This window comes from Nocardia sp. NPDC058633 (genome assembly GCF_042717045.1).
Taxonomy (GTDB): Bacteria; Actinomycetota; Actinomycetes; order Mycobacteriales; family Mycobacteriaceae; genus Nocardia.
In genome coordinates this window covers 196,964-219,437 of record NZ_JBHXRA010000006.1, presented here as the reverse complement: position 1 = coordinate 219,437, position 22,474 = coordinate 196,964, and the positions used below count along the sequence as shown (strand labels likewise).

The following is a 22,474-nucleotide window of genomic DNA, read 5'->3' as shown; positions in this document are numbered from 1 at the left end:
TCAGCGCACCGGCGAGCTCTGCACCGGTTCCGATCGTTCGGCGCGCGCGGACGCGGCCCGCCGATCCCAGCGAGCCGCCCAGTGGCGGGCAGGTTCTTCGATCAAGGCGAAGCTGGCGGCTGCCAGCGGAAGAGTGAGCGCGGTGGTCAGGATGATCACGTAGAGGAAGTGGCCGTGGAAGGGCATGATGCCGAAAACCGGGAAAACCACGGTGAGAACCACCAGGTGCCACAGGAAGATGCCGTAGGACCAGCGGCCGAGGATCGCGGCAGTCGGCGATTCCAGCCAGCGGTGGCGAGCGCCGGGTCGGCGGATCACCAGGGGCGCGAGCAGGCCGAAGCCGAGGATCATGCCCAGCACCATCTTCATCGCGTACTGCCACGGTTGCGCGCGTTCCAGGCCGGCCGGGCCGCCGAACTCGGTCGCCGAGAGCAAGAACGCCGCCAGCGCCAGCGCCCACATCAGCGGCTGACTCGACAGGACGCGGGCCCACCGGACATCAGCGCGCACGAGGTGGATCAGTTCCGCCAGGAGCATGCCCGCCCCGAACCACGGCAGATAGCCGGGCAGCCAGTTGTCGGCGTGAATGGCCTCCGGCGTCGGTACCGGCCACAGATTCCACGTGAGGCTCACCGCGATCAACCCGCACAGCACCGGCACCCGCCACCGGGCCGCGGGTCCGCGCAGTCGCACCACCAGCCACGCCAACAGCGGCAGCAGCAGGTAGAAGGCCATCTCCACCGACAGGCTCCACATCTGCGTGAGTCCATCGGTCAACGTCAACGGAACGAACACCTGCAGCAACGCCAGATTCGACATCCACACCCGCAGGTTCGCCGAATGCGCCGCGCCGGGCAGCAACAGCAGCACCAACACCACGACCACCCAGTACGCGGGCATCACCCTGGCCACCCGGTGCAACAGGTAGCGGGAGGTCGTGGGCGCGCGGCCGAGACCGTGCGCGGCCGCGGCGTGTGGGCGCCACAGCAGAAAACCCGACAGCGCGAAGAACACCGCGACCGCCATGTCGAAGCGCTCCAGGATCGGGCCGAGCACCGGCGTGCGACTCGTACCGGTCTGGAAAGCCACGTGCGTGACCAACACACCGAGCGCCGCCATCCCACGCATCCCTTCGAGGGCGGGGATGAAGGCACGCGGGGGCGCAACGGGGGCGGTGGCGGTCGTCATCGTGGTCCAGTCTGCCGTGTCGGCGATTTCCGCGGCACAGCACCGCACCTTCGGAGTTCGGGCTGTTAGTGTCGGGGCTCACGCGTGTCTGTGGTGCAATACCAGACCACCGGGCCATCCGTGTTCGAACGACGAGGAGAGTTTGCATGGCACTGAGTGCCGGTACCAGAAGAACGGTCGCCTGTGTGCTCGTGGGTCTGGGCGCGGCGTTACTCGTCGCCGCGCTGATGATCCCCACCTACACGGTGAGCAAAGTAGCCAAGACTCCACTCGACCTCGAGATCACCACGATCGCGGAGAATCAGAAGGGCGAGGAAAGCCTCGTCCTCGACTCCAAGTCGTTGACCTCCGGTGACGGTGCCGCCGTGGTGAACAAGGATGTACCGCTGATCTCCCAGCGTTTCGTCACCGTCGAGGAGCCCTCCGACGCCGACGAGATGACGCTGCAGGCGGGCACGACGCTGCGGCGCACCGACGTGCAGGGCGACACCGGCCTGCTCACCGCCGCCATCGACCGCGTCACCATCTCGCGCACCACCGGCATGCCGGTGGACGACGAACCCAACGGGTCGATCGCGGTGACCGTGAACAACGAGGGCAGCGTCATGGAACCGGTGCAGCACACCGGCATCGGCTACCGCTTCCCGATCGGCACCGAGAAGAAGACCTACCCGTACTTCGACATCAACGTGCGCGAGTCCTTCGACGCGAACTTCATCGAAGAGACCGAGATCAACAACATGAAGGTGTACCGGTTCCAGATGACCGTGCCGGTCACCAGCACATGGGACGTCGTTCAGTCGCCCACCAACCGGCTCACGTTGCCCGCCGCCAAGTGGGGCGTCGAGGGCGGCGACGCCCCCGTCACCATGACGCGCTACTACACCAACGTGCGCGACCTGTGGGTCGAGCCGCAGACCGGCACCGTGATCAAGGGTGGTGAGTCGATCCACCTGTTCTACGGGCGCTCCGGAGACAAGCCAGAGGTGACCGCGCTGAAGTCGCACCTGGTCTTCGACGAGGCGACCGTCGAGTCCCAGATCGCCATCGCCAAGGAGAACACCGACAAGCTGTCGCTGTTCGGGCGTGTAGTTCCGATCGTGTTCGGCGTGTTGGGTGTGTTGGCGCTGCTGGCCGGGTTGTTCCTCGGCTTCCGCGGTGGTGGCACCGCGGCCCACGCGACTCCTCGTGGTGCGCGTCCGACGCCCGCGCCTACCGCTGCGCCCGATAACGCGGCGGCTACTCGGTGGGATGGGGACGACGCGCCGACTACGCAGTTCCCTCGTGGGGATTACGACGCTCCTACTGAGCAGATCGATATCGACAAGCGTCCCTAGCGGATGTGAGCTTCGGCAGCGGCCCCGGTCTTTTGACCGGGGTCGTTGTTGTTTTTGGGGGCGGGATGGTTCGCGACCTTTTGCTGTACATGTGAAGTCGGGGGCAGGGGGTGCGCTTTGCCGTCTACGGAGAACCGGGCCCGGGGCGGGTGAACCTTGCTGCACACGTAAAACCGGGCCCGGGGCGGGTGGACCTTGCTGTGTTTGTTGGAGCGCTGACGCGCTCGAGTCGGGGCCCTTCGGGCCCCCGATCTTCCCTCCCTCCGGGTACTCCTTCGTCGCACCCTCCGCTCAGTCCAGATCGGGGCGGGCCCCTCCGGGTAGAGACATATCAGGGTTACCCGGCCCAGGCTGTGTACGTGGGGGGGGGGTGACGCACCACGACTACCCGACCCCCACTGGGCACATTGCTAGTGACTCACCAGGAATACCCGGCCCACGCTGTACACCTGAGTTGTCACGCACCACGACTACCCGACCCCCACTGGGCACATTGCTAGTGACTCACCAGGAATACCCGGCCCACGCTGTACACGTAGGTAGTGACGCATCACCACTACCCAGCCCACGCTGTCCACGTGGGTAGTGACGCATTCGGCTACCACCCCACACCTGGCACGTGAGCGGTGACGCATCAGGATTATGCGGCCCGGGAAGGCCGGTCTGAGTGGGGTGTTAGGACTTCGGTCAGTCCCGGTCAGTGCGCGCCAGGCCGGAGGCAGGTGTGTCGGGTGTTGTCCGGGGGCGGGGTGTGGTGCGGGCGGTGCGGAGGACGACTACCGCGACGATCGTGGTGGTGACGGCGGCTACGGAGACGGCTGTGCCGATCAGGGATTCGATGGTGCGGGCGAAGGTGAGCATCAGCGTTACCTCGATGGCCAGGCCTATCCAGGTGACGGTGGCCAGGGCCGTGCGTTCTACCGCGATCGCCGAGAGCAGGGCGCCCTGGAGAACCGCCAGGATCGCGCCGTGCAGGGCGAACAGCCACAGCAGGCCCTGGATGGGCGCGTAGTCCTCGCCGGCGAACAGGGGAGCCAGGGGGGCGGCCAGCGCGGCGCCGATCACCGCGACCACACCGATCACGGACAGTACCGACAGCGCGTCGCGGATCGCGCGGGCCGAATGGGTGGGCTGGGCCATCCGGGGATACAGCACCACACCGACTGCCTGCGGCAGCCAGAACGCGATCTTGGTGGCGATGGTGCCCAGCGAATAGCGGCTCGCGTCGACCTCGTCGAGGACGATGCGGACCACGATCAGGTCGACCGAGGACAGCGCCATCAGCGCGGCCTGCACCTGGACGGCCCGCAACACCGGCAGGACGCCGACGGCCTTCGTCTCGGGCACCGGCTCGTGGTCGGCCCCGCCCGCCTGTCCTCGGCTTTCCCCGGCGTCGGTCGGACGATCCGTCGCACGGGTCGTCGAGCGAGCGATGCGGCCGGCGACGAGCGCCGCGCCGACGATGCCGACCGCACCCGCCCACAGCGCACCGGCGGCACCGCCACCCAGCGCGAGCGCGAGCAGCGCAGGCGCCACCCGGGCCGTACCCGCCATCGCGAGAACCGTGGCGAGCGCACGGAAATGATTGCCGCCCTGCAGGATTCCCTGTTCACCGGAGAGGATCACCAACGCGGGCGCCGCACCGAGCGCGGCAGCGGCAGCCCACACTCCTACGTCCAGCACTGCGGCTACCACCGGGACCAGCACCACCGAGACCGCCGCGACCAACCCGGCGCACCGCCACTGCATCGCGCGCACCGCACTCAGCGTGGCCCCGCGCACCACTTCCCGCGCCACCACGTTCTGCATGGCCAGCGCGGGCACCGCGCACAACAACTGCACGGCGAGCAGACTCGCGAACTCGCTGTACCCGGCCACTCCCAGCCAGCGCCCGGCCAACAATTGCAGCAGGTACCCGGCGACGTTGGCGGTCATCGCGCCGGCCGTCACCCAGGTCAGATCGGCGACAACGGGCGGGCGGCGGACTGAGGACACGCCTCATCGTCGCACCTCACTGTGTTCGCCATCACGGCTACCCCGAAAATGTGAGTCCGCGCGGACTCACCTCGAGCGATTCGGCCTCGAACAGCGGCTATTTGCCCCCGGCCACGGCGGCGCCCGACGGGACGTAAGGTGCGTGGACGTGACGAGTAGCGGGCGTACAAGGGCCTTGGTGGCCGGATACTGCGCCCTTCTCACGATGATCATCGTCGGGCCGCTGGCCGGATCGGGCTATCTGCTGCTGCGGGACGCGGTGAGCACCCCGCGCTCGTACCTCACCGATTCCGCACTCGGCTTGGGCGCCGCCGCGCCCCGCGCTGTCCCGCAGGACGCACTGCTGGCCGTGCTCTCGCCGGTGATCGACGGTGGGCTTCTCGTGAAGGCGATCCTGATCGTCGCGCTGTGGTCGGCCGGATACGGTGCGGCGGTGCTCGCACGACGATTCCTCTCCGCCTCCACCGGAGCGCAACTGGTCGCCGCGACTCTCGCGTTGTGGAATCCCTATGTCGCGGAACGACTTCTGCAAGGCCACTGGAGCCTGCTCGCCGGATACGCCGCCCTGCCGTGGACCGCGCTCGCCGCCGCACGCATTCGAACTGCTGCGGGCACAACAGCACCCAGCGAAGTCGCCGGGGCCACACGACGCTTCAGGTTCACCGGCCACGCGGGAGCTCTCGGTGGGTGGGCCGCACTGACCGCGAGCTTCGCCGCCGCCGGGCTGACGCCCACCGGTTCGCTGCTCGCCGCTGTCATCGGGCTCGCACTGATCGGGCGGCGGGCCCTGATCCCCGGCATCGTTGTCTGGGTCGTCACCTGCGCGCCGTGGCTGACCGCGACCGCGCTCGGTTCGGGGGCCGAACCGTCGGACCCCACCGGTGTCTCGGCGTTCGCGGCACGGGCCGAGCCGTGGCTCGGCACGCTCGGCAGCCTCGCGGGGCTCGGTGGAATCTGGAACGGGGAGGCGGTACCCGCGAGCCGCACGACCCCGCTGGCCCTGGTCGGCACACTCTTGCTGCTCGGCATCGTCGCCTGCGGGGTGCGGGCGGTGTGGGCGCTCGGGCGTGACGGGCGGGCACTGCTGGTGATCGCGGCGGTGGCGATCGTGTTGCCCGCCCTCGGCGCGACCAGTGGGGGGCTGGCGGCCGGGGAGTGGTTGATGGTGCACGTTCCCGGCGCCGGCCTGCTGCGGGATACGCAGAAGTACGTCGCTTTGGCGATGCCCGCGTACGCGCTGTGCGCCGCGGCCGCCTGCCGCACCGTCGCTACGGCGGGCCGCCGGCTGCTGACCGAAGCGCCTCCGGGTGCCGATTCAGCGGACACCGGCGCCGACGACTCGGATGCGACGCCGAGCCGGGTCGCGAATCACCCACGCGCCGAGTCGGATACAGCCGACGAATTGCCGATACCCGCAGCAAACAAGGGAATTCGCCCCGGCGTCTCCGGAATACGCGCCACCGCAGTCTTTTTCGTTCTTCTGCTCACCCTCCCCATGGCCGACCTGGCCTGGGGCGTCGGTGGTGCGATGCGTCCCGTCCACTACCCCGCGGGCTGGCAGCAGGTCGTCGATCACATCGACGGCCCCGGCGATGTAGCCGTGCTCCCCGCCGGCATGTTCCGCCGGTTCCCTTACAGCGGAACAGCTCCCGTTCTCGACCCGGCCCCCCGGATTCTCCCGAACGACGTGCTCCAAACCGGCGAGCTCCGAGTCCGCGGCTACGCGGTGACCGGCGAGGGCAGCCGCGCCCGCACAGTCGAGGAAGCGCTGCTCCGAGGTGCGCCGTCCAGCGATCTCGCGGCCCTTGGCGTCGGCTGGATCCTCATCGAACGCACCAGCCCCGGGCCACTCGGAAACTCCGAAAAGACCCTTGCCACAGCGGAATCGATTTACCAAGACCGGGACTTGGCCCTCTATCGGATCCCGTCGCACCACCTTCTCGACACCGCTACCCCGGCCCAGCGCCGGACCTCCGTCGCGGCCCACCTCCTGTGGGCCTTCCTCCTGCTCGCGGGCTTGACCGCCGCCGCGCTGCGCCCGCATCGCACGCCGTCGGAGGACCACCCGGCGAGCAGCCCGGTGCCACCTGGAGCTCGAGTCGACTAGTCCCGGGTCGGGGAGACCAAGCCGCTGACGGTGCGGCCGCGCGCGGCGGCGGCGAGGACCTCGTAGACGCCCGCGCCTGTCTGTTCCCAGGAGAACTCGTTGGCACGGGCTCGGGCCTTTTCGCCCATGACCAGCCTGGTCTCGGGGTCGGCGAGCAGATCGGCGGCAGCTGAGGCGAGGGCGGGGGCGTCGTCGACGAGCAGGCCGGTGACGCCGTCGACGATGGAGTCGGTGAGGCCTCGGGAGCTGCGGTAGCCGATGGTGGGGACACCGTGCTGGGCGGCTTCGATGACAGCCAGGCCCCAGCCTTCCTTGCGCGAGGGCATCACATGGACCCAGGCGGTCGAAAGGATCTCGTGCTTGCGGCGTTCGTCGACGTGTCCGTGGAAGGTGACGGCGTCGGCGATGCCGAGGGAGTCGGCGCAAGCTCGCAGGTTGGGGGCCCACCAGCCGTCGCCGATCACGTCGAGGTGCACGTCGGGGAAGCGTTCGCGCAGGTGAGCGACGGCGGTGAGGGCGTCTTCGATCTGCTTGTGCGGCACCAGGCGCGACAGGACCGCGATGCGCGGGTGGGTGGCGCGGGTGGCGTCGGCACCGGGGACGACCGCGGCGGGTACCGGCTCGGCACCGTTGCGGACCACGGCGATGCGCTCGCGGTCCACCCCGAGCACCGACAGCTCCTCGGCCGAGGGCAACGACACGGTGAGGTACTGGTTGTCACGGTGCACACGCGGGGACAGGCTGGATTCGATCCACCAGCCGATCCGCCCGACCAGGCGACCGGCCACCGGCCACTGCTCACGGTGCCCGTGATGCACCAGCACCACCGAGGGCACGCCCGTGGCGGTGGCGAAGAAGGGGATGCCGTTCTGGGTGTCGATCACGACATCGGGCCGCAGGCCTCGCAGGGGCCCGAAACCGAGCCGACCGGCCACGATGGCGGCCAGCGCACGCGGGTACACGGTGAAGCGCCCGCCCGCGCGACTGATGTCGATCCCGTCGATCCGCTCGCGCTTGGGCGCACCCGGATAACCGGCCGTCCGCAGGGTGACCTTGATGCCACGGGCGGCCAACTGCGCGCCGACCTGCTCCAGATACCGCTCGCTGCCCCCGCCCTGCGGGTGCCCGGTGTCACGCCAGCAGAGTAGGAGGACTTCACGCACGGTCGGGGCTCGCATTCGGTTCGGTGGCAGACAAACGTCGGCCCCCACACTAGCGGGTGTGCCCTGCGTAACACGGAAGGATCGACAGCATCCGCCCACACCGCCTGATCCACCCCAACCCCCACCCAACCACCCCAACCCCCACCAAACCCACACCCCCGAACCAACCCCACGAACCCAACCCCACCAAACCCCACCCCGCCCACACTCCGAACCAAGCCCACGAACCCAACCCCACCTCGTTCACACCCCCCGAACCAAGCCCACGAACCCAACCCACCCACCACCAGCCGCGACCGAAGGGTCAGCCCATAAACTCCTGCCCGTGTCGACCGCCACCCCGCCGAGAACCGAACAGCCCGTCGCGCGACGCGACCGATCCAGGTTCGCGCGCCGTGCGACTCTGCGCCGCTCGCTGCGCCTGCTCACCAGCTTCCGCTTCGAGCAGTCCGACCCCGCCCATTTCTACGGCGGCATCGCCACCGACAGCGCCGAGCTGATCGCCGACTTCTACGCCGACATCACCGGCCACGACCTCACCGGCACCGTGATCCTCGACGTCGGCGGCGGCCCCGGCTACTTCGCCGACGAGTTCACGGCGGTGGGCGCACGCTACGTCTCGGTGGAGCCGGACCCGTCGGAGATGCACGCGGCCGGGCTGCGGGTGTCGGGTTCGGTGCGCGGGTCGGGGATGGCATTGCCGTTCCGCGACAACGCCTTCGACGTCTGCTTCTCCTCCAACGTCGCCGAACACGTCCCGCAGCCGTGGCTGATGGCCGACGAGATGGTGCGGGTGACCAAGCCCGGCGGCCTCATCGTGTACTCGTACACCGTGTGGCACGGGCCCTTCGGTGGTCACGAGACCGGCCTCTGGCATTACCTCGGCGGCGAGTACGCGGCCCGCCGATATCGGCGCAAGCACGGATACGAACCCAAGAACAGGTTCGGCCGGTCACTGTTCGCGGTGACAGCGGCGGATGGATTGCGCTGGGCGGCAAGGACTTCAGCCGACGTGCGAACCATTTTTCCGCGATATCACCCGCGCTGGGCTTGGTGGCTGGTCCGGGTTCCGGTGGTCCGCGAGCTACTGGTCAGCAACCTGGTGGTGGTGGCTACCAAAGCGTGATCACGCCAGCCAGCTCAAGCGCCGCGACCTCCGAATCGGCTCGGGTAGCGCCCTGACCCACGGCGATTCCTGAATCGCCAGGCCTACGGTCTCCAGCGTGGTCAGGCCGACCTGATCGGCCAGCGCGCCGACCATCGCGACCGCCTCAGCGGCCTGGATAGCGGCAGTCGCCTGCTCGATCGTGAGCGTGCGGCCGGGCAGGAACGAGACAACCCATCCGCCACTGCCCACGCTTTTCGCCTGATGGTCGGTCTGGTCGCTGGTCATCAACGATCGGCCGATCACTTGCACAGCCATGAGTCGGTCTCCCCAATTCGCTGTTAATGTCCGATGAATCGAGCGAGCTGATCAGTAGCTAAAGCATCCCCTTTTCACCACCGGAACGCAATAGTGCGTTTACCCGAAAAGCGAACCGACAGGTTGGAATTCGCAATCTTCACAGTCGTTGCGCCCCAGCGAATTAGAACAGGTTGCAGACAATTCGCCCGCAAAACTGTAACGTGTTCTCATGCACTACGACAGTCTGTTCATCGGCGGTAAGTGGACAACACCGGCCGGTAGTGACCGCATTTCAGTGGTCTCCCCCGCAACGGAGGAGACCGTGGGCAGCGTGCCCGCGGTAACGAATGCCGATGTCGACGCGGCGGTCGCCGCAGCGCGCGACGCGTTCGACAGCGGGCCGTGGCCATCGACGCCCCCACTGGAACGAGCCGCGGTCATCGCCAAGGTTGCCCGGCTGATCGAGCAGCGTTCGCCGGAATTGCTCGCCGCGCTCACCGCGGAGATGGGTGCGCCGCCGTTAGCGGCCTTGACACTCAACCAGATTCCCGCCGTCGCCGCGTTGGACGCACTCACCGAACTCGCGAAGACGTTCGCCTGGAACGAGACTCGAGTCGGCCTGTTCGGAACCTCGCGTGTGTCACGGGAACCGCGCGGTGTGGTAGCCGCGATCACCGCCTGGAATGTCCCGTTGTTCCTCGCGGCGAACAAGCTCGGACCCGCATTGCTGGCCGGCTGCACCGTGGTGCTCAAACCGTCTCCACTCACTCCGTTGACCGCGAACCTCCTGGCCGACATCTTCACCGAGGCGGGCCTGCCCGACGGCGTGCTGTCGGTGCTGCCCGCCGAGGCGCAGGCCAGTGAGTACCTCGCGAGCCACCCCGGCGTCGACAAGGTGACCTTCACCGGCAGCACCCCCGTCGGCCGCAAGCTGGCCGCGCTGGCCGGTGAGCAGCTCAAGACCGTGTCGCTCGAGCTCGGCGGCAAGTCGGCCGCCATCGTGCTGCCCGATGTCGACCTGGCCGCGAGCATTCCGGTGCTGGCGTTCTCCGGGTTGATGAACAGCGGCCAGGGCTGTGTGGCCCAGACGCGAATTCTCGCCCCGCGCAGTCGCTATGACGAGATCGTCGAGGCGTTGGTCGCCCACGTCAAGACCATGCAGACCGGCGATCCCACCGATCCCGCGACCCAGCTCGGCCCCCTGATCAGCGAAAAGCAACGCGATCGCGTGGAAAGCTACATCGCCAAGGGCAAGGCCGAGGGCGCGCGACTCGTACTCGGTGGCGGCAGGCCCGAGGGCGTGGAACGCGGTTGGTTCGTGGAGCCGACGATCTTCGCCGACGTCGACAACGCGAGCACCATCGCCCAGGAGGAGATCTTCGGCCCGGTGCTCTCGGTGATCCCGTACGAGACCGAGGACGAGGCCATCGCCATCGCCAACGACTCGGACTACGGGCTCGCCGGTTCGGTGTGGACCACCGACATCGAGCACGGCGTCGAGGTCGCGGCTCGGATTCGCACCGGCACCTTCGCGATCAACTGGTACGCCTTCGACCCGACCGCACCGTTCGGCGGCTACAAGGACTCCGGTATCGGCCGCGAGAACGGCCCGGAGGGCCTGGACGCCTTCTGCGAGCAGAAGTCCGTCCTGATGCCCATGGGTTGGACCGCAGAGTAGACCACCATGTCAACCCGCAACATGGCGTGCGCATCATTCCGCTGGACCGACTGAAACTTCAGATCTCTGGCATATGGACGCGCAGCACCGGCTGCGCGGCCACCTCACCCCGGGCGGGTAGGTCGACGACGTCGACCCGCCAGCCCGGGGGCAGGGCCCGCTGTAGGCGGCCCGCCACGCGCTGCATGGGCGTGCTCGAATAGGTGTCGGACTCGAATCCGGTCACCAGATCGGTCATGCGTCAAACCACCTCTCAGCGTCGATCTCGTCGTTGACCGCGTCGCGGTGCAGGAGTCTCGCAGGGGTTTCAGCTCGAGAGGAATATAGGCGACAGTGGCGCCGGCGCCACCAGCGACTCTCTGACATCGACAGAGATACCCAAAAAGAGTCCGCAGGAATCGTCCGACGAACTGTGCAGAACAGGAACCGCCCGTACCGAATCGGTACGGGCGGTTCTGTACTTGCGGGGGCAGCGCTACTCGGCGATCAGCCCAGGCGCTCCTTGAGTGCCTCGAACTCGTCACGCACGCCCGAGGGCAGCTTGTCGCCGACGAACTCGAACCATTCCTCGATCGACGGGATCTCCTTGCGCCACTCGTCGGCGTTCACCGCGAGTGCCTCGTCGACATCGGCGGCGACCACGTCGAGGCCGTCCAGGTCGAGATCGGCGGCCGAGGGGACGTTGCCGACCGCGGTGGCCGTGGCACCCGAGCGGCCCTCGATGCGGCCGACGATCCACTCCAGCACGCGGGAGTTCTCACCGAATCCGGGCCACAGGAAGCGGCCGTCGTCGCCACGACGGAACCAGTTGACGTAGAAGATCTTCGGCAGCTTGTTCGCGTCGGCGTTCTTGCCGAGGTCGATCCAGTGGTTGAGGTAGTCGCCCACGTGGTAGCCGAGGAACGGCAGCATCGCCATCGGGTCGCGGCGGACGGTGCCCACCTTGCCCTCGGCGGCGGCGGTCTGCTCGGAGCCCATGGTGGCGCCCATGAACACGCCGTGCTCCCAGCCGAACGACTCGGTCACCAGCGGCACGGTGGTCTTGCGGCGACCGCCGAACAGGATGGCCGAGATCGGCACGCCCTGCGGGTCGTCCCACTCGGGAGCCAGGGTCGGGCACTGCGACATCGGGGTGCAGTAGCGCGAGTTCGGGTGCGCGGCGTGGCCCTCGGACTCGGGGGTCCAGTCGTTGCCCTTCCAGTCGATCAGGTGCTGCGGGTCGCCTTCGAGACCCTCCCACCACACATCGTTGTCGTCGGTCTGGGCGACGTTGGTGTAAACGGTGTTGCCCGCGTCGATGGTGGCCATCGCGTTGGGGTTGGAGCTGTGGTTGGTGCCCGGCGCGACGCCGAAGAAACCGAACTCCGGGTTCACGGCGTAGAGCTGGCCGTCCTTGCCGAAACGCATCCAGGCGATGTCGTCGCCCAGGGTCTCCGCGCGCCAGCCGGGGATGGTCGGCTGGATCATCGCGAGGTTGGTCTTGCCACAGGCGCTCGGGAACGCGGCGGCGATGTAGTAGTTCTTGTTCTCGGGCGAGATCAGCTTGAGGATCAGCATGTGCTCGGCCAGCCAGCCCTCGTCGTGGGCCATCGCCGAGGCGATGCGCAGCGAGTAGCACTTCTTGCCGAGCAGCGCGTTGCCGCCGTAGCCCGAACCGAAGGACCAGATCTCACGGTCCTCGGGGAAGTGGGTGATGTACTTGGTGTCGCTGCACGGCCACGGCACGTCGGCCTGGCCCTCGGCCAGCGGCGCGCCCACGGAGTGCAGCGCCTTCACGAACGGGCGGTCGGTGCCCATCTTCTCCAGCGCGGCGGCACCCATGCGGGTCATCACGCGCATCGAGACGACCACGTACTCGGAGTCGGTGAGCTCCACGCCCAGCTTGGGGTCCTCGGCACCGAGCGGGCCCATGCAGAACGGCACCACGTACATGGTGCGGCCCTTCATCGAGCCGCGGTACAGCTCGGTCATGGTGGCGCGCATCTCGGTGGGGTCGACCCAGTTGTTGGTCGGGCCGGACTCGGCCTCGGTCTTGGAACAGATGTAGGTGCGCGATTCGACGCGGGCCACATCGGAGGGATCGGACAGCGCGAGGAAGGAATTCGGCTTCTTCTTCTCGTCGAGCTGCTTGAAGGTGCCCGCCTCGACCAGCTGGGTGGTCAGGCGATCCCATTCCGCGTCGGAGCCATCGGCCCAGACCACGCGATCGGGCTGAGTGAGCTCTGCGACTTCCTGTACCCAGGCGAGCAGTTCACTGTGCTCGGTCGGCGCCTTGCCGTCGGATCCACGAAGACCAGGAATGGTCGCTGAGGTCATGAAAACTCTCCTGAGATGGGCGGTTGTTCGATCCATCGATCGCCACCATGGGCGGGTAAGGCGTCCGCAGTGACCAACCGTCGCACAACCCCGATAGACGGCTGAGGAAGGCCGTACACGGACGGTGGCCGCGCATCGACTGGCAAGAGCGGACGCCCAGGTTCCTGCCTCCAGGTTAACGCGATATGACCACCGATATGGCATCGGGCTCCCTAACAGGTACCCACAGGTGTATCGGTCAATCCCACGTCGGCAATCGATCGAGCGTGGCGATGTCGCGCTCGCACGCGCTCAGCTGTGCGGGACGCTCCGCGACGAGCCTTCGCGCGAGCGCGTCGAGCTCGGTGACGCGCCGGTCAACGGCGATCGCGCGGGCGGTCGATTCGCGCACCACGTGCTCGGCCAGCTCGGCCTCGATATCCACCAGCACCGCCGCGACACGCTGTTCCAGCTGGGCTTTGATGTTCACCAGGGCCTCCGAGACCCACTGGGCCATGTGGTTGCGCTCGGCGAGTTGGCCGCGCGCGCGCACGACCCAGGCGGCCGCGCCCGCGCCGAGCAGCAGCGTCACCGGGACGCTCGCCACGTCGAGAGTCGGCACCAGCGACAGCGGTGCCACGATCAGCCTGCCGAGGCCGACACCAGCCGACGCGCCGAGCGCGATCATGAGGTGATCTTCGACACCACGGTGCCGTTTGTCGGGATCGGGACCGACTCGCGGTGCGGGATCGCGCCTGCGGGTGGTCGGCGCGGCGGTGCCGATCCGGCGGGCGGCTTCGATGACGCGATCGTCGATGACGGCGTCGACCGAGACCGACAGCTCACCGGCCGCCTGCTGCAGTCGCTGGGGGTAGCCGCGCAGTTCGGCGCGGTCGCAGCGGTCGAGTTCGGCGCGTGACCTGGTGTGCAGGGCGCGCACCATCGCGCCGAGTTCGGTGGTCAGGTCGACGCGGGCGAGCTGGACCTGGCTGCGCACGGCGGCCAGCCCGGTCTGGCGGCCACCGTCGCGCTCGGCGACCAGGCCGATGCGTTCCTCCCTGATCCGGGCGGTGTCGGTGCCCGAGCGCAAGGCGGTGATCTGTTCGTCGATGCGCGCCCTGGTATCGGCGAGTACGCGGGCGCGCACGGCGGTGCGACGCTGGGCACCGTCGGCCGGGCCGTGTGCGGTGGCCGCGGCGAGCACGGCGTGCAGTCCGGCCACGCCGGAACGGTCGAGCAGGGCCGAATCGTCGGCGGCGCGGGCCGCGGCGGACATGCGGGCCGACACCGCGACGATGTCGAGGTCGGTGATGCCGCGGGCGGCGAGCAGTTCGAGGTTGCGATCGCGGGTCGCGCGCCAGTCCTGGTAGGCGTGAAAGCCGTTCATGGCGAGCAGGATTCGCTGGTCGGCGGCGCGGAGGCGGTCGATCAGGGCGAACATGTCGGAGCCGAGGACGCTGCCCGCGTCGAAGAGGATCAGCGCCGCGGCAGGCTCGTTGCCCACGGCGGGTTCGGCCAGGTCGATATGGGGTTCGAAGCGGGCGAGTTCGGTGCGCAGCAGGGTGGTGTTGGCGTCGTCGGGAGCATAGAAATCGACGCTGGAGCCCTGCCCCGCACCGGCCATCGCCCGCAACAGGGCGGCGCCCTGCGGGTTCCACCGCTCGATCACCGCGTCCACCGCTGGTGTGAGCGCATTCGGATCGTCATCGTCGACCGGCGCGCGGTCGGATGAGGCGACCCGATCCTCGTCGGGAGGGCCGTGATCCGCCGGGGTGTTCGGATCGTCGGTGCCTCGCGGGTCGACGATCGACCCGTGATCGCGCGGGACCTCAGAGTCCGGCACTGGACATCCGCTCCCAGGCTCTGACATAGCCGTTGTGGACGCGCAGTGCGGCGCGCCGGGCGGCCGGCGGCATGTCGCTGGACACGACCGCGCGCCAGCGGGTGGCGCGGGCGAGCGCCTCGTCGGCGTCGGCGGGCGCGGGTGCCGGGTAGCCGGCGGCCAGGTGCGAGACCTGCGGGCAGGCCAGGCCCGCGCAGAGTCCGGCCCACAGCGCTTCGTCACCGACGAGGTAGTGCTCGATCAGCGTGCGGGCGCGGCCGCCGTCGCCGGGGACCGCGCGGGCGGCCAGCCGGGTCAGCTCGTCGAGCAGTTCGCCGCCACGCACCGCTTCCACCTGCTCGTATCGGCGATGGACCAGCTTGTGCAGCGGATCGATCCCACTGGCGGAGTGCAGAATCTGGATGATCGCCGACGCGGGCAGGTCTGGATCGGCGCGCAGAGCCGACAGCGCGCAGTCCACGCCGTAGAGATCCCAGTTGGCGATCAGCCGCCCGCGGGCTTGCTGATCGGAACCGCTGCCGATGAACAGGTCGGCCGCCAGCACCGAGGGCACATCGGGACCGACCGCGAGCCTGCGCAGGTCGCTCAGATCGGCGGCGTCCACCGCTCCCGCCCTGGTCCGGGCCGCCACCGAGGCGACGATCGGCACGACCGGCAGCCCGAGCTCCTGCGCGTGCCGCTGCGCGGCGGCCACCGCCTCACCCCAGCGCGAGCCCACCGCGTCGGCCTTGTTGAGCACTACGACACCGCGGCCCTTCGGCACCGTGGCGAGCAGGCGATAGTCGGCGGCCTGCGGCGCACCCGCCAGCACATAGATGACCAGATCGCCGTCGAGAACCGGATCGGGCAGCTCGGGTTGGTCCACCGGCGCGGTCTCCTGCGCCGACAACAACGCCAACGCGGCCAGCACGGTGGTCCGCCCACTGAGCGCACGCCCCGCGATCTGGATGCGCACCGGGCGACGGCGGCGAGCTGCCGCGTCGGCGAGCTGCTCGGCGATCGCCGGATCGCCCCCGCGACCTGCGCCGAGAACCGAGATCAGCTCGTCGAGCTGATCCGCGGGCCGTGTCTGTGCGAATTCGGTGACTGTCGACATCGAGCACACCCCCTTTTCGCAGGGCATTGTGTCAGATCCGCGCGACGACGGGGCGGGGCGAACCTTCTGCCGACCTGGGCGATCAGCGGTCCTACCAAGTCGACTGCGACGTAGCTCCGCGCATGCTGGACAATGGACGACGTGAACGACGCCGCCAACCACGCCGAGCCGACCAGCCACAAGCTGTCGGAGATGCCGAACGACGCGGGCCGGCGCTCGCTCACGGGCTCCCGGCTGTACCCGCGCGTCACGAGCTTCCGCTCGCGGCGGGGCGCGCTGACGCCGAAACAGCAGACCTCCTGGGATCGCACATGGCCGGTGATCGGCCGCGATGTGTCCAACGATCCGGTCGAGGCCGACGCCTGGTTCGGGCGTGAGGCACCGCTGGTGATCGAGATCGGTACCGGCACCGGCACCGCGACGGCCGCCATGGCCAAGGCCGAACCGCACCTGAACCTGATCGGCATCGAGGTGTACCAACCGGGTCTGGCCCAGCTGGTTCAGCAGATCGAACGCGAGCAGATCGACAACATCCGGTTGCTGCGCGGCGACGCCGTCGACGTACTCGAGAACATGGTTGCCCCGGAATCGCTGATCGGCGTTCGCGTGTTCTTTCCGGACCCATGGCCGAAGTCGCGCCACCACAAGCGTCGACTGTTGCAGGCCCCGACCTTCGCTCTCATCGCCAGCAGACTGAAGCCGGGCGGGGTGCTGCACGTGGCCACCGACCACGCGGATTACGCCGAGCACATTCTCGAAGTAGGCTCCAAGGAACCGCTGTTCACCGGCTTGAACGACACCACCGGCGGCGACAGCGCCGCCAACCGCACCACCGCGCCGATCGGTTTCGAACGGCCCGTCACCAAGTTCGAAGGCAAAGGCCTGCGCGCCGGTAGCGCCATCAACGAGTTCATATGGGGGAAGATCGACAGATGAGCGTGAGTGAGATCGCCCCCGAGATGCCGGTGCCCGCCCAGGCAGGCTCCGGATCCGAGGCGTTGAGCGGTTCCGATGTTCGACGCGTCCTGCTGGTGTGGGACGCGCCGAACCTCGACATGGGGCTCGGCGCCATCCTCGGAGGACGGCCCACCGCCGCTTATCGCCCCCGCTTCGACGCGCTCGGCCGCTGGCTGCTGGCTCGCACCGCCGAGATCTCGGTGGCCTCCAAGGGCCGCATCGAGGCCGAGGCCACCGTCTTCACCAATATCGCGCCCGGCACCGCCGACGTGGTCCGCCCGTGGGTGGAAGCGCTGCGCAATGTCGGTTTCGCGGTGTTCGCCAAGCCCAAGATCGACGAAGACTCCGATGTCGACGCCGACATGCTCGCCCACATCGCCACGCGTCAACGCGACGGCGGTTTAGCCGGCATCATGGTCGCCTCGGCCGACGGCCAGGCGTTCCGTGAACCGCTGGAGGCCATCGCGGCCAAAGGAATCCCAGCTCAAGTGCTCGGATTTCGTGAGCACGCGAGTTGGGCCGTCACATCCGATACCCTCGGGTTCGTCGACCTCGAGGACATCCCGGGCGTGTTCCGGGAACCGCTGCCGCGGGTGAGTCTCGAGTCGCTGCCCGACGAGGGTGCTTGGCTGCAGCCTTTCCGGCCGCTGTCGGCGCTACTCACTTCTCGCCCTGGTCAAGGAGTCGCTTAAGTGTTCACCCGCTGGGGCGATCTGGTCTATCGGTTCCGCTTCGCCGTTATCGGTGTCGTCGGTGCGGCTTTGTTGGCGCTCGGTGGTTTCGGCTTCGGGCTGGAGGACCATCTCAGCTCCAGCGGTCTGGACGACCCGAATTCGGAGTCATCGCAGGCAGCCCGCATCTCCGACGGCGCGTGGGGGCGCAATCACGACTCCGACATCGTCGTGATGTACAACGCCCCTGAGGGCAAGACTATCGATGATCCCGAGATGAGCCAGAAGGTCATCGCGAATCTGGCCGGGTTGACCGAAAAATATCCGGACTCGATCGATGGTCTTGTCGGCACATACTGGCGCGTCGGCAACTCGCCTTCTGTCCCGTCCACCTTCGGGTCCAAGGACAAGAAGCACGCGTTCGCCGCCATCCGGCTCAAGGGCGACAACGACACCGAAACCTTGCGCAGCTACCGCGCGACGAAGGACGCGTTCGACGTGCCCGGCGTCGACACCGAGGTCTCCGGCTTGCAGGGCATGGCGGGCACCCTCAACGACACCATCGCCAACGACACCAAACGCATGGAACTGCTGGCGATTCCCGCTGTCGGGGTGCTGCTGTTCTTCATCTTCGGCGGCATAGTCGCGGCCGCGCTGCCACTGATCATCGGTGGACTCACGATTCTCGGCGCCAACGGCATCGTCATGGCCTTGACCCATTTCACCGAGGTCAACTCTTTCGTCACCGGTGTCGTCTCGATGATCGGCCTCGGCCTGGCCATCGACTACGGATTGTTCATAGTCAGCCGTTTCCGAGAGGAGATGGCCGAGGGCTACGACACCCGTGCTGCCGTCCGAAGATCGGTGATGACGGCCGGTCGCACTGTCGTGTTCTCGGCGACGATGATCATCGCCAGCCTCGGCGGCATTCTGCTGTTCCCGCAGGGCTTCCTGCGATCGATCGCCTACGGCACCATCGCGACGGTCAGCCTGGCAGCGCTCACCGCGATCACGATCCTGCCCGCGATGCTGGCCATCCTCGGCCCGCGGGTGGACATGCTCGGTCTCAAGCGGTTCCGTAAGGACAAGACCGCCGACGAGATCGAGAACGGCTTCTGGGGCAACATGACCCGCTGGGTCATGAAGCACCCACTCAAGATCGCTATTCCGATCACCATCGGGCTGCTGCTGTTGATCATCCCGGTCAAGGACCTGGCCTTCGGCGGCATCAACGAGAAGTACCTGCCGCCGGACAACTCGACCCGCCTGGCGCTCGAACACTTCTACGAAGTCTTCCCGCTGAAGAAGACCGACCCGATCGAGCTCGTGTTCGTCGGCGAGGACACCAACGCGATCGGCGCGGTCTGGAAGCAGGCGAACCAGGCGCCCGGGTTGGTCGGCCCCTTCGGTGTGCCATCGACGGCGCCGAATGATCGCACGATCTATCGCACGTCGGCGACCCTGCTCGACTCCGACAACGCCGACCAGACGATCGACTATCTGCGCGCCATCGAGACACCCGACGACATCGAAGTCTACGTCGGCGGTCAGCCCGCGATCATGAAGGACAGCATCGACGCGCTGCTCAACCGCATGCCGCTGATGATCGCGCTGGTCCTGCTGGTGACCACGGTGCTGATGTTCCTGACCTTCGGTTCGCTGGTGCTGCCGATCAAGGCCGCCGTGATGAGCGCACTCGGCCTCGGTTCCACGCTCGGCATCCTGACGTGGATCTTCATCGACGGCAACGGTTCCGGAATACTGAACTTCACGCCACAGCCGATCAGTGCGCCGGTCTTGGTGCTGATCATCGCGATCATCTACGGCTTGTCGACCGACTACGAGGTCTTCCTGCTCTCCCGCATGGTGGAAGCGCGCGCCCAAGGCGCATCGACCACCGAAGCCGTGCGGATCGGTACGGCCCAGACCGGGCGGATCATCACTGCCGCCGCGCTGATCCTGCTCGTGGTGACCGGTGCGTTCGCGTTCTCCGATCTGGTGATGATGCAGTACATCGCCTACGGCATGATCGCGGCGCTGTTCATCGACGCCACGGTGCTGCGCATGCTGCTGGTCCCCGCGATCATGAAGCTGCTCGGCGACGACTGCTGGTGGGCGCCGAAGTGGATGAAGCGGATCCAGGAGAAGATCGGCCTGGGCGAACCCATCCTCGACGACGAGCGCCCCGCGCACGGCGGGGTGGTCGATCTCGTGAAAACCACCCCGATCACCGACCCGCCGACCATGCAGATGACGGCGGTCCCCGACTCCAAGCTGGCCCGCACCCCGCGCAGGCCGCGCACGGTCGCCGAGATCGAGGCCGAGGCGCCGACCCAGCGCATCGACAAGATCACCGAGGCCGAGGCCGGCGAGCCCGCTCGGCCGCGGCTGCCGATGTCACCCGATCCGACGCGCCCCCGTGCCTCGATGCTGTCCTCGGGTGAGCCGACGCGAGAATTGCCGGTGGTGAAGCCGGGTACGCCCGCGAAATCCGAAGACGCCGCGAAGCAGGAGGACTCCGGTCTCGACCTGCCGAAGTACGAGACCGGCGAGCCGACCCAGGTTCTCCCGATCGTCAAGTCCTCCACCCCGAATCCCGCTCAGGGACGCGGTGATTCGCCGACATCCGGAGACAACGACCACGGCGACTCGACCACGGGTACCTATGGCGAATCGACCTCGGAGACGTCCGCGGACAACGATCGTGGTTACTCGGGCCCCAGTTTCGGCACGCCCCCCGCCGGGCCCACCGACCTCGGCGACCCCGAAACCGGGCCGGGCGGAGCCGCTCGGTCCACCAATGGGCTCGCGCGCACGAACGGCGCCGCCGACTCGCCCAGCGACAACCCCGGATTCACCGGGCCGAGCTTCGGTGACGATGCCCGCTTCGGACCCTCCGGCACCACCACACCGGACGCTGACCGCGGTGACACCGAAACCCCCAGCAGCCCTTCGGTTTCCCGCTCGAACACGGTCGGGGACAGCGGACCGGGGCTCGACCTTCCCGGAATCGCCACCGACCTGCCGCGGCGCGGTTCCGCGCGCGTGCAACCACCGACCGGGTACACCCCGGGAGTGATCGGCGAAAACCCGCCGACACCTCGGGTGTCGCCGCCGACCGCCACCGGCGACAACACCGGGTTCGGTGCTCCCACAGCGGATTCACCGCAGCGGCCGAGCATCGTCCCGCCGGCCAGGCCGAGCACTGCGACACCACCGCGCGGGATCGTCGATCCGCCGACACCCAGCATCGTCAACCCGCCACCGAGCGCGGCGACACCGGCGTCTCGCGCGAGCGACGCACCGTCGAGCGGTGCCACACCGACGAGCGGAGCCTTCAGCGGATTCAGCCCCGTGACCGCGTCGAATCTCAGGCCGGTGGCTCCGAACTCCCCCGCGCCCGATTCGGCGGAGCCGACCCGGGCGTCCGAACAAGCTGATGCCGCACTGCGCGAACCGGATTCGCGCCCGCACGGAGCCGCGTCGCCGAGCACCGACCTCTCGGCGGTACCCGGCGCGCATCGGGCGGAGTCGGGCTCGGGCACCGCGGCTCGCGCGGAGACCGAACCCGAATCGCCGATCGAGCCGCACAGTGTTTTCGGCACGTCGGTGCCCGTCGAACCACAGCCGAGCACGCCGTGGAACAGCGGGATGACGAGCCCCGGCACACCTCGCGGTTTCAACACACCCGATCACGAGAACGGACCGAGGTTCTCGCCGGTCACGCCCTCCTCTCCCGACGGGGCCGGCGATCGCACCCGGCCCGCCGTCGACCACCCGGCCGACTTCCTCAGTGCGCCGAATCCCTCGGGCACCCAGTCGGATTCGACTCGTTCGGCGAACATCGTGCGCCCGCAGGTGGCCCCGCCTGGATTCACCGAGATCACCCGGGACACCGCCGCCCCCGCGACCGGGCCGACAGGAGCGGACGAAACAGCTGTCGCAGGTCAGGAAGCAGCCGACCACGGCTCGTCATCGGACCAGACCGGTGCCGACGGTCAGTGGCAGGCTCCATCCGGTTTCACCGCCGTCCCGAATCCGCCCGCATCGCCGACGGATAACTCCGACGATGCGTCGACTGCCCCATCCACCGCTGAAACCGATGGCCCCGCAGCGGAATCCGGTGAAGCGCAGGCGGACACCCGCAATGAGATCGAGAACTGGATGGCTCAGTTGCGGTCGTCTCGCCGGGGTACCGCCGCGGACGAGGGGCGTCATCACGGTGGTGAGGGGCGGACGGTCAGTGTGAACGAGCTTCTGCGTCGGCGTGAGGACGACTGAGCGGTTCAGTTCGGGCGGTGGGGCTTTCGGCTCTGTTGGGTGCTCGGAGTGGTGAACTTGCTGTACAGGTGAGACCGGGGCCGGAGCGGTTTGCCTTGCTGTACATGTAGACCGGGTTCCGGAGCTGTGCGCCTTGCTGCACAGGTGAACCGGGCCCGGGGCGGTGAGCCATGCCGCACACGTCAAACCGGGACCCGGGGCGGTGTGCCATGCCGCACACGTCAAACCGGGACCCGGAGCGGTGCGCCATGCCGCACACGTCAAACCGGGACCCGGAGCGGTGCGCCATGCCGCCTACGGAAAACCGGGCCCGGAGCGGTGCGCCTTGCTGCACACGTAAAACCGGGCCCGGGGCGGGTGGACCTTGCTGTGTTTGTTGGAGCGCTGACGCGCTCGAGTCGGGGCCCTTCGGGCCCCCGATCTTCCCTCCCTCCGGGTACTCCTTCGTCGCACCCTCC

General features: G+C 68.2%; 15 protein-coding genes. 7 read left to right on the top strand and 8 right to left on the bottom strand.

Features of this window, described 5'->3' with window-relative positions; translation table 11 throughout:
• On the bottom strand, positions 1 to 1,188 hold the full coding sequence (locus tag ACFWUR_RS09940; protein ID WP_378904699.1) for an acyltransferase family protein: 1,188 nt from the start codon (positions 1,186 to 1,188) through the stop codon (positions 1 to 3).
• Between the two features lie 146 nt (positions 1,189 to 1,334).
• Between ACFWUR_RS09940 and ACFWUR_RS09935 the strand changes: the two genes are divergently transcribed.
• Positions 1,335 to 2,525, top strand: a complete 1,191-nt coding sequence (locus ACFWUR_RS09935; RefSeq protein ID WP_378904696.1) for a DUF3068 domain-containing protein — start codon at positions 1,335 to 1,337, stop codon at positions 2,523 to 2,525.
• Positions 2,526 to 3,212: 687 nt separating this feature from the next.
• Here the strand turns inward: ACFWUR_RS09935 and ACFWUR_RS09930 are convergent.
• Positions 3,213 to 4,460 (bottom strand): polysaccharide biosynthesis protein, encoded by a 1,248-nt coding sequence (locus ACFWUR_RS09930; protein ID WP_378905034.1) that lies wholly within the window; start codon positions 4,458 to 4,460, stop codon positions 3,213 to 3,215.
• A 208-nt stretch (positions 4,461 to 4,668) separates the two neighbouring features.
• Here ACFWUR_RS09930 and ACFWUR_RS09925 point away from each other — a divergent pair, with 208 nt between their 5' ends.
• Complete coding sequence (locus ACFWUR_RS09925) at positions 4,669 to 6,627, top strand: hypothetical protein (protein ID WP_378904693.1); 1,959 nt, start codon at positions 4,669 to 4,671, stop codon at positions 6,625 to 6,627.
• On the opposite strand, the gene ACFWUR_RS09920 is transcribed toward ACFWUR_RS09925, so the two are convergent.
• Complete coding sequence (locus tag ACFWUR_RS09920; protein ID WP_378904690.1) at positions 6,624 to 7,790, bottom strand: glycosyltransferase family 4 protein; 1,167 nt, start codon at positions 7,788 to 7,790, stop codon at positions 6,624 to 6,626. The two genes, ACFWUR_RS09925 and ACFWUR_RS09920, sit on opposite strands and share 4 nt — an antisense overlap.
• A 325-nt stretch (positions 7,791 to 8,115) precedes the next feature.
• On the opposite strand from ACFWUR_RS09920, the gene ACFWUR_RS09915 reads away from it, so the two are divergent.
• Complete coding sequence (locus ACFWUR_RS09915) at positions 8,116 to 8,916, top strand: methyltransferase domain-containing protein (protein ID WP_378904687.1); 801 nt, start codon at positions 8,116 to 8,118, stop codon at positions 8,914 to 8,916.
• Here the strand turns inward: ACFWUR_RS09915 and ACFWUR_RS09910 are convergent, their stop codons facing one another.
• On the bottom strand, positions 8,917 to 9,213 hold the full coding sequence (locus tag ACFWUR_RS09910; RefSeq protein WP_378904684.1) for a hypothetical protein: 297 nt from the start codon (positions 9,211 to 9,213) through the stop codon (positions 8,917 to 8,919).
• Between the two features lie 211 nt (positions 9,214 to 9,424).
• Between ACFWUR_RS09910 and ACFWUR_RS09905 the strand changes: the two genes are divergently transcribed.
• On the top strand, positions 9,425 to 10,873 hold the full coding sequence (locus tag ACFWUR_RS09905; RefSeq protein WP_378904681.1) for an aldehyde dehydrogenase: 1,449 nt from the start codon (positions 9,425 to 9,427) through the stop codon (positions 10,871 to 10,873).
• 58 nt (positions 10,874 to 10,931) lie between these two features.
• Here the strand turns inward: ACFWUR_RS09905 and ACFWUR_RS09900 are convergent, their stop codons facing one another.
• The 4 genes from ACFWUR_RS09900 to ACFWUR_RS09885 all read right to left on the bottom strand — a co-directional run bounded on the left by ACFWUR_RS09900 (position 10,932) and on the right by ACFWUR_RS09885 (position 16,107).
• Positions 10,932 to 11,111: a hypothetical protein gene (locus tag ACFWUR_RS09900; RefSeq protein ID WP_378904678.1), complete on the bottom strand. Its 180-nt coding sequence runs from the start codon at positions 11,109 to 11,111 to the stop codon at positions 10,932 to 10,934.
• 248 nt (positions 11,112 to 11,359) lie between these two features.
• A complete protein-coding gene (locus ACFWUR_RS09895) occupies positions 11,360 to 13,189 on the bottom strand; it encodes a phosphoenolpyruvate carboxykinase (GTP) (protein WP_378904675.1) in 1,830 nt (609 codons plus the stop codon).
• A 238-nt stretch (positions 13,190 to 13,427) separates the two neighbouring features.
• Positions 13,428 to 15,011: a hypothetical protein gene (locus tag ACFWUR_RS09890; protein WP_378904672.1), complete on the bottom strand. Its 1,584-nt coding sequence runs from the start codon at positions 15,009 to 15,011 to the stop codon at positions 13,428 to 13,430.
• Positions 14,998 to 16,107: a hypothetical protein gene (locus ACFWUR_RS09885; RefSeq protein ID WP_378904669.1), complete on the bottom strand. Its 1,110-nt coding sequence runs from the start codon at positions 16,105 to 16,107 to the stop codon at positions 14,998 to 15,000. The genes ACFWUR_RS09890 and ACFWUR_RS09885 overlap by 14 nt, the downstream gene beginning before the upstream one ends.
• Before the next feature lie 132 nt (positions 16,108 to 16,239).
• On the opposite strand from ACFWUR_RS09885, the gene trmB reads away from it, so the two are divergent.
• From trmB to ACFWUR_RS09870, 3 genes are read left to right on the top strand one after another with little or no spacing between them, the layout of a single operon-like run.
• Entirely contained in the window at positions 16,240 to 17,043 is an 804-nt protein-coding gene (gene trmB / locus ACFWUR_RS09880; RefSeq protein WP_378904666.1) for a tRNA (guanosine(46)-N7)-methyltransferase TrmB, read from the top strand.
• Positions 17,040 to 17,756 (top strand): NYN domain-containing protein, encoded by a 717-nt coding sequence (locus ACFWUR_RS09875; RefSeq protein ID WP_082844190.1) that lies wholly within the window; start codon positions 17,040 to 17,042, stop codon positions 17,754 to 17,756. Before trmB ends, ACFWUR_RS09875 begins: the two co-directional genes overlap by 4 nt.
• Positions 17,757 to 22,016, top strand: coding sequence for an MMPL family transporter (locus ACFWUR_RS09870; RefSeq protein WP_378904663.1), 4,260 nt, complete (start codon positions 17,757 to 17,759; stop codon positions 22,014 to 22,016).
• Positions 22,017 to 22,474 lie beyond the last annotated feature (458 nt).

Bases quoted from the DNA above. Each gene is read 5' to 3' on its own strand.
- ACFWUR_RS09940 (WP_378904699.1), bottom strand. From the start codon at position 1,188: ATGACGACCGCCACCGCCCCCGTTGCGCCCCCGCGTGCCTTCATCCCC.
- ACFWUR_RS09935 (WP_378904696.1), top strand. From the start codon at position 1,335: ATGGCACTGAGTGCCGGTACCAGAAGAACGGTCGCCTGTGTGCTCGTG.
- ACFWUR_RS09930 (WP_378905034.1), bottom strand. From the start codon at position 4,460: ATGACCGCCAACGTCGCCGGGTACCTGCTGCAATTGTTGGCCGGGCGC.
- ACFWUR_RS09910 (WP_378904684.1), bottom strand. From the start codon at position 9,213: ATGGCTGTGCAAGTGATCGGCCGATCGTTGATGACCAGCGACCAGACC.
- ACFWUR_RS09905 (WP_378904681.1), top strand. From the start codon at position 9,425: ATGCACTACGACAGTCTGTTCATCGGCGGTAAGTGGACAACACCGGCC.
- ACFWUR_RS09900 (WP_378904678.1), bottom strand. From the start codon at position 11,111: ATGACCGATCTGGTGACCGGATTCGAGTCCGACACCTATTCGAGCACG.
- ACFWUR_RS09895 (WP_378904675.1), bottom strand. From the start codon at position 13,189: ATGACCTCAGCGACCATTCCTGGTCTTCGTGGATCCGACGGCAAGGCG.
- ACFWUR_RS09885 (WP_378904669.1), bottom strand. From the start codon at position 16,107: ATGTCGACAGTCACCGAATTCGCACAGACACGGCCCGCGGATCAGCTC.
- trmB (WP_378904666.1), top strand. From the start codon at position 16,240: ATGGACGACGTGAACGACGCCGCCAACCACGCCGAGCCGACCAGCCAC.
- ACFWUR_RS09875 (WP_082844190.1), top strand. From the start codon at position 17,040: ATGAGCGTGAGTGAGATCGCCCCCGAGATGCCGGTGCCCGCCCAGGCA.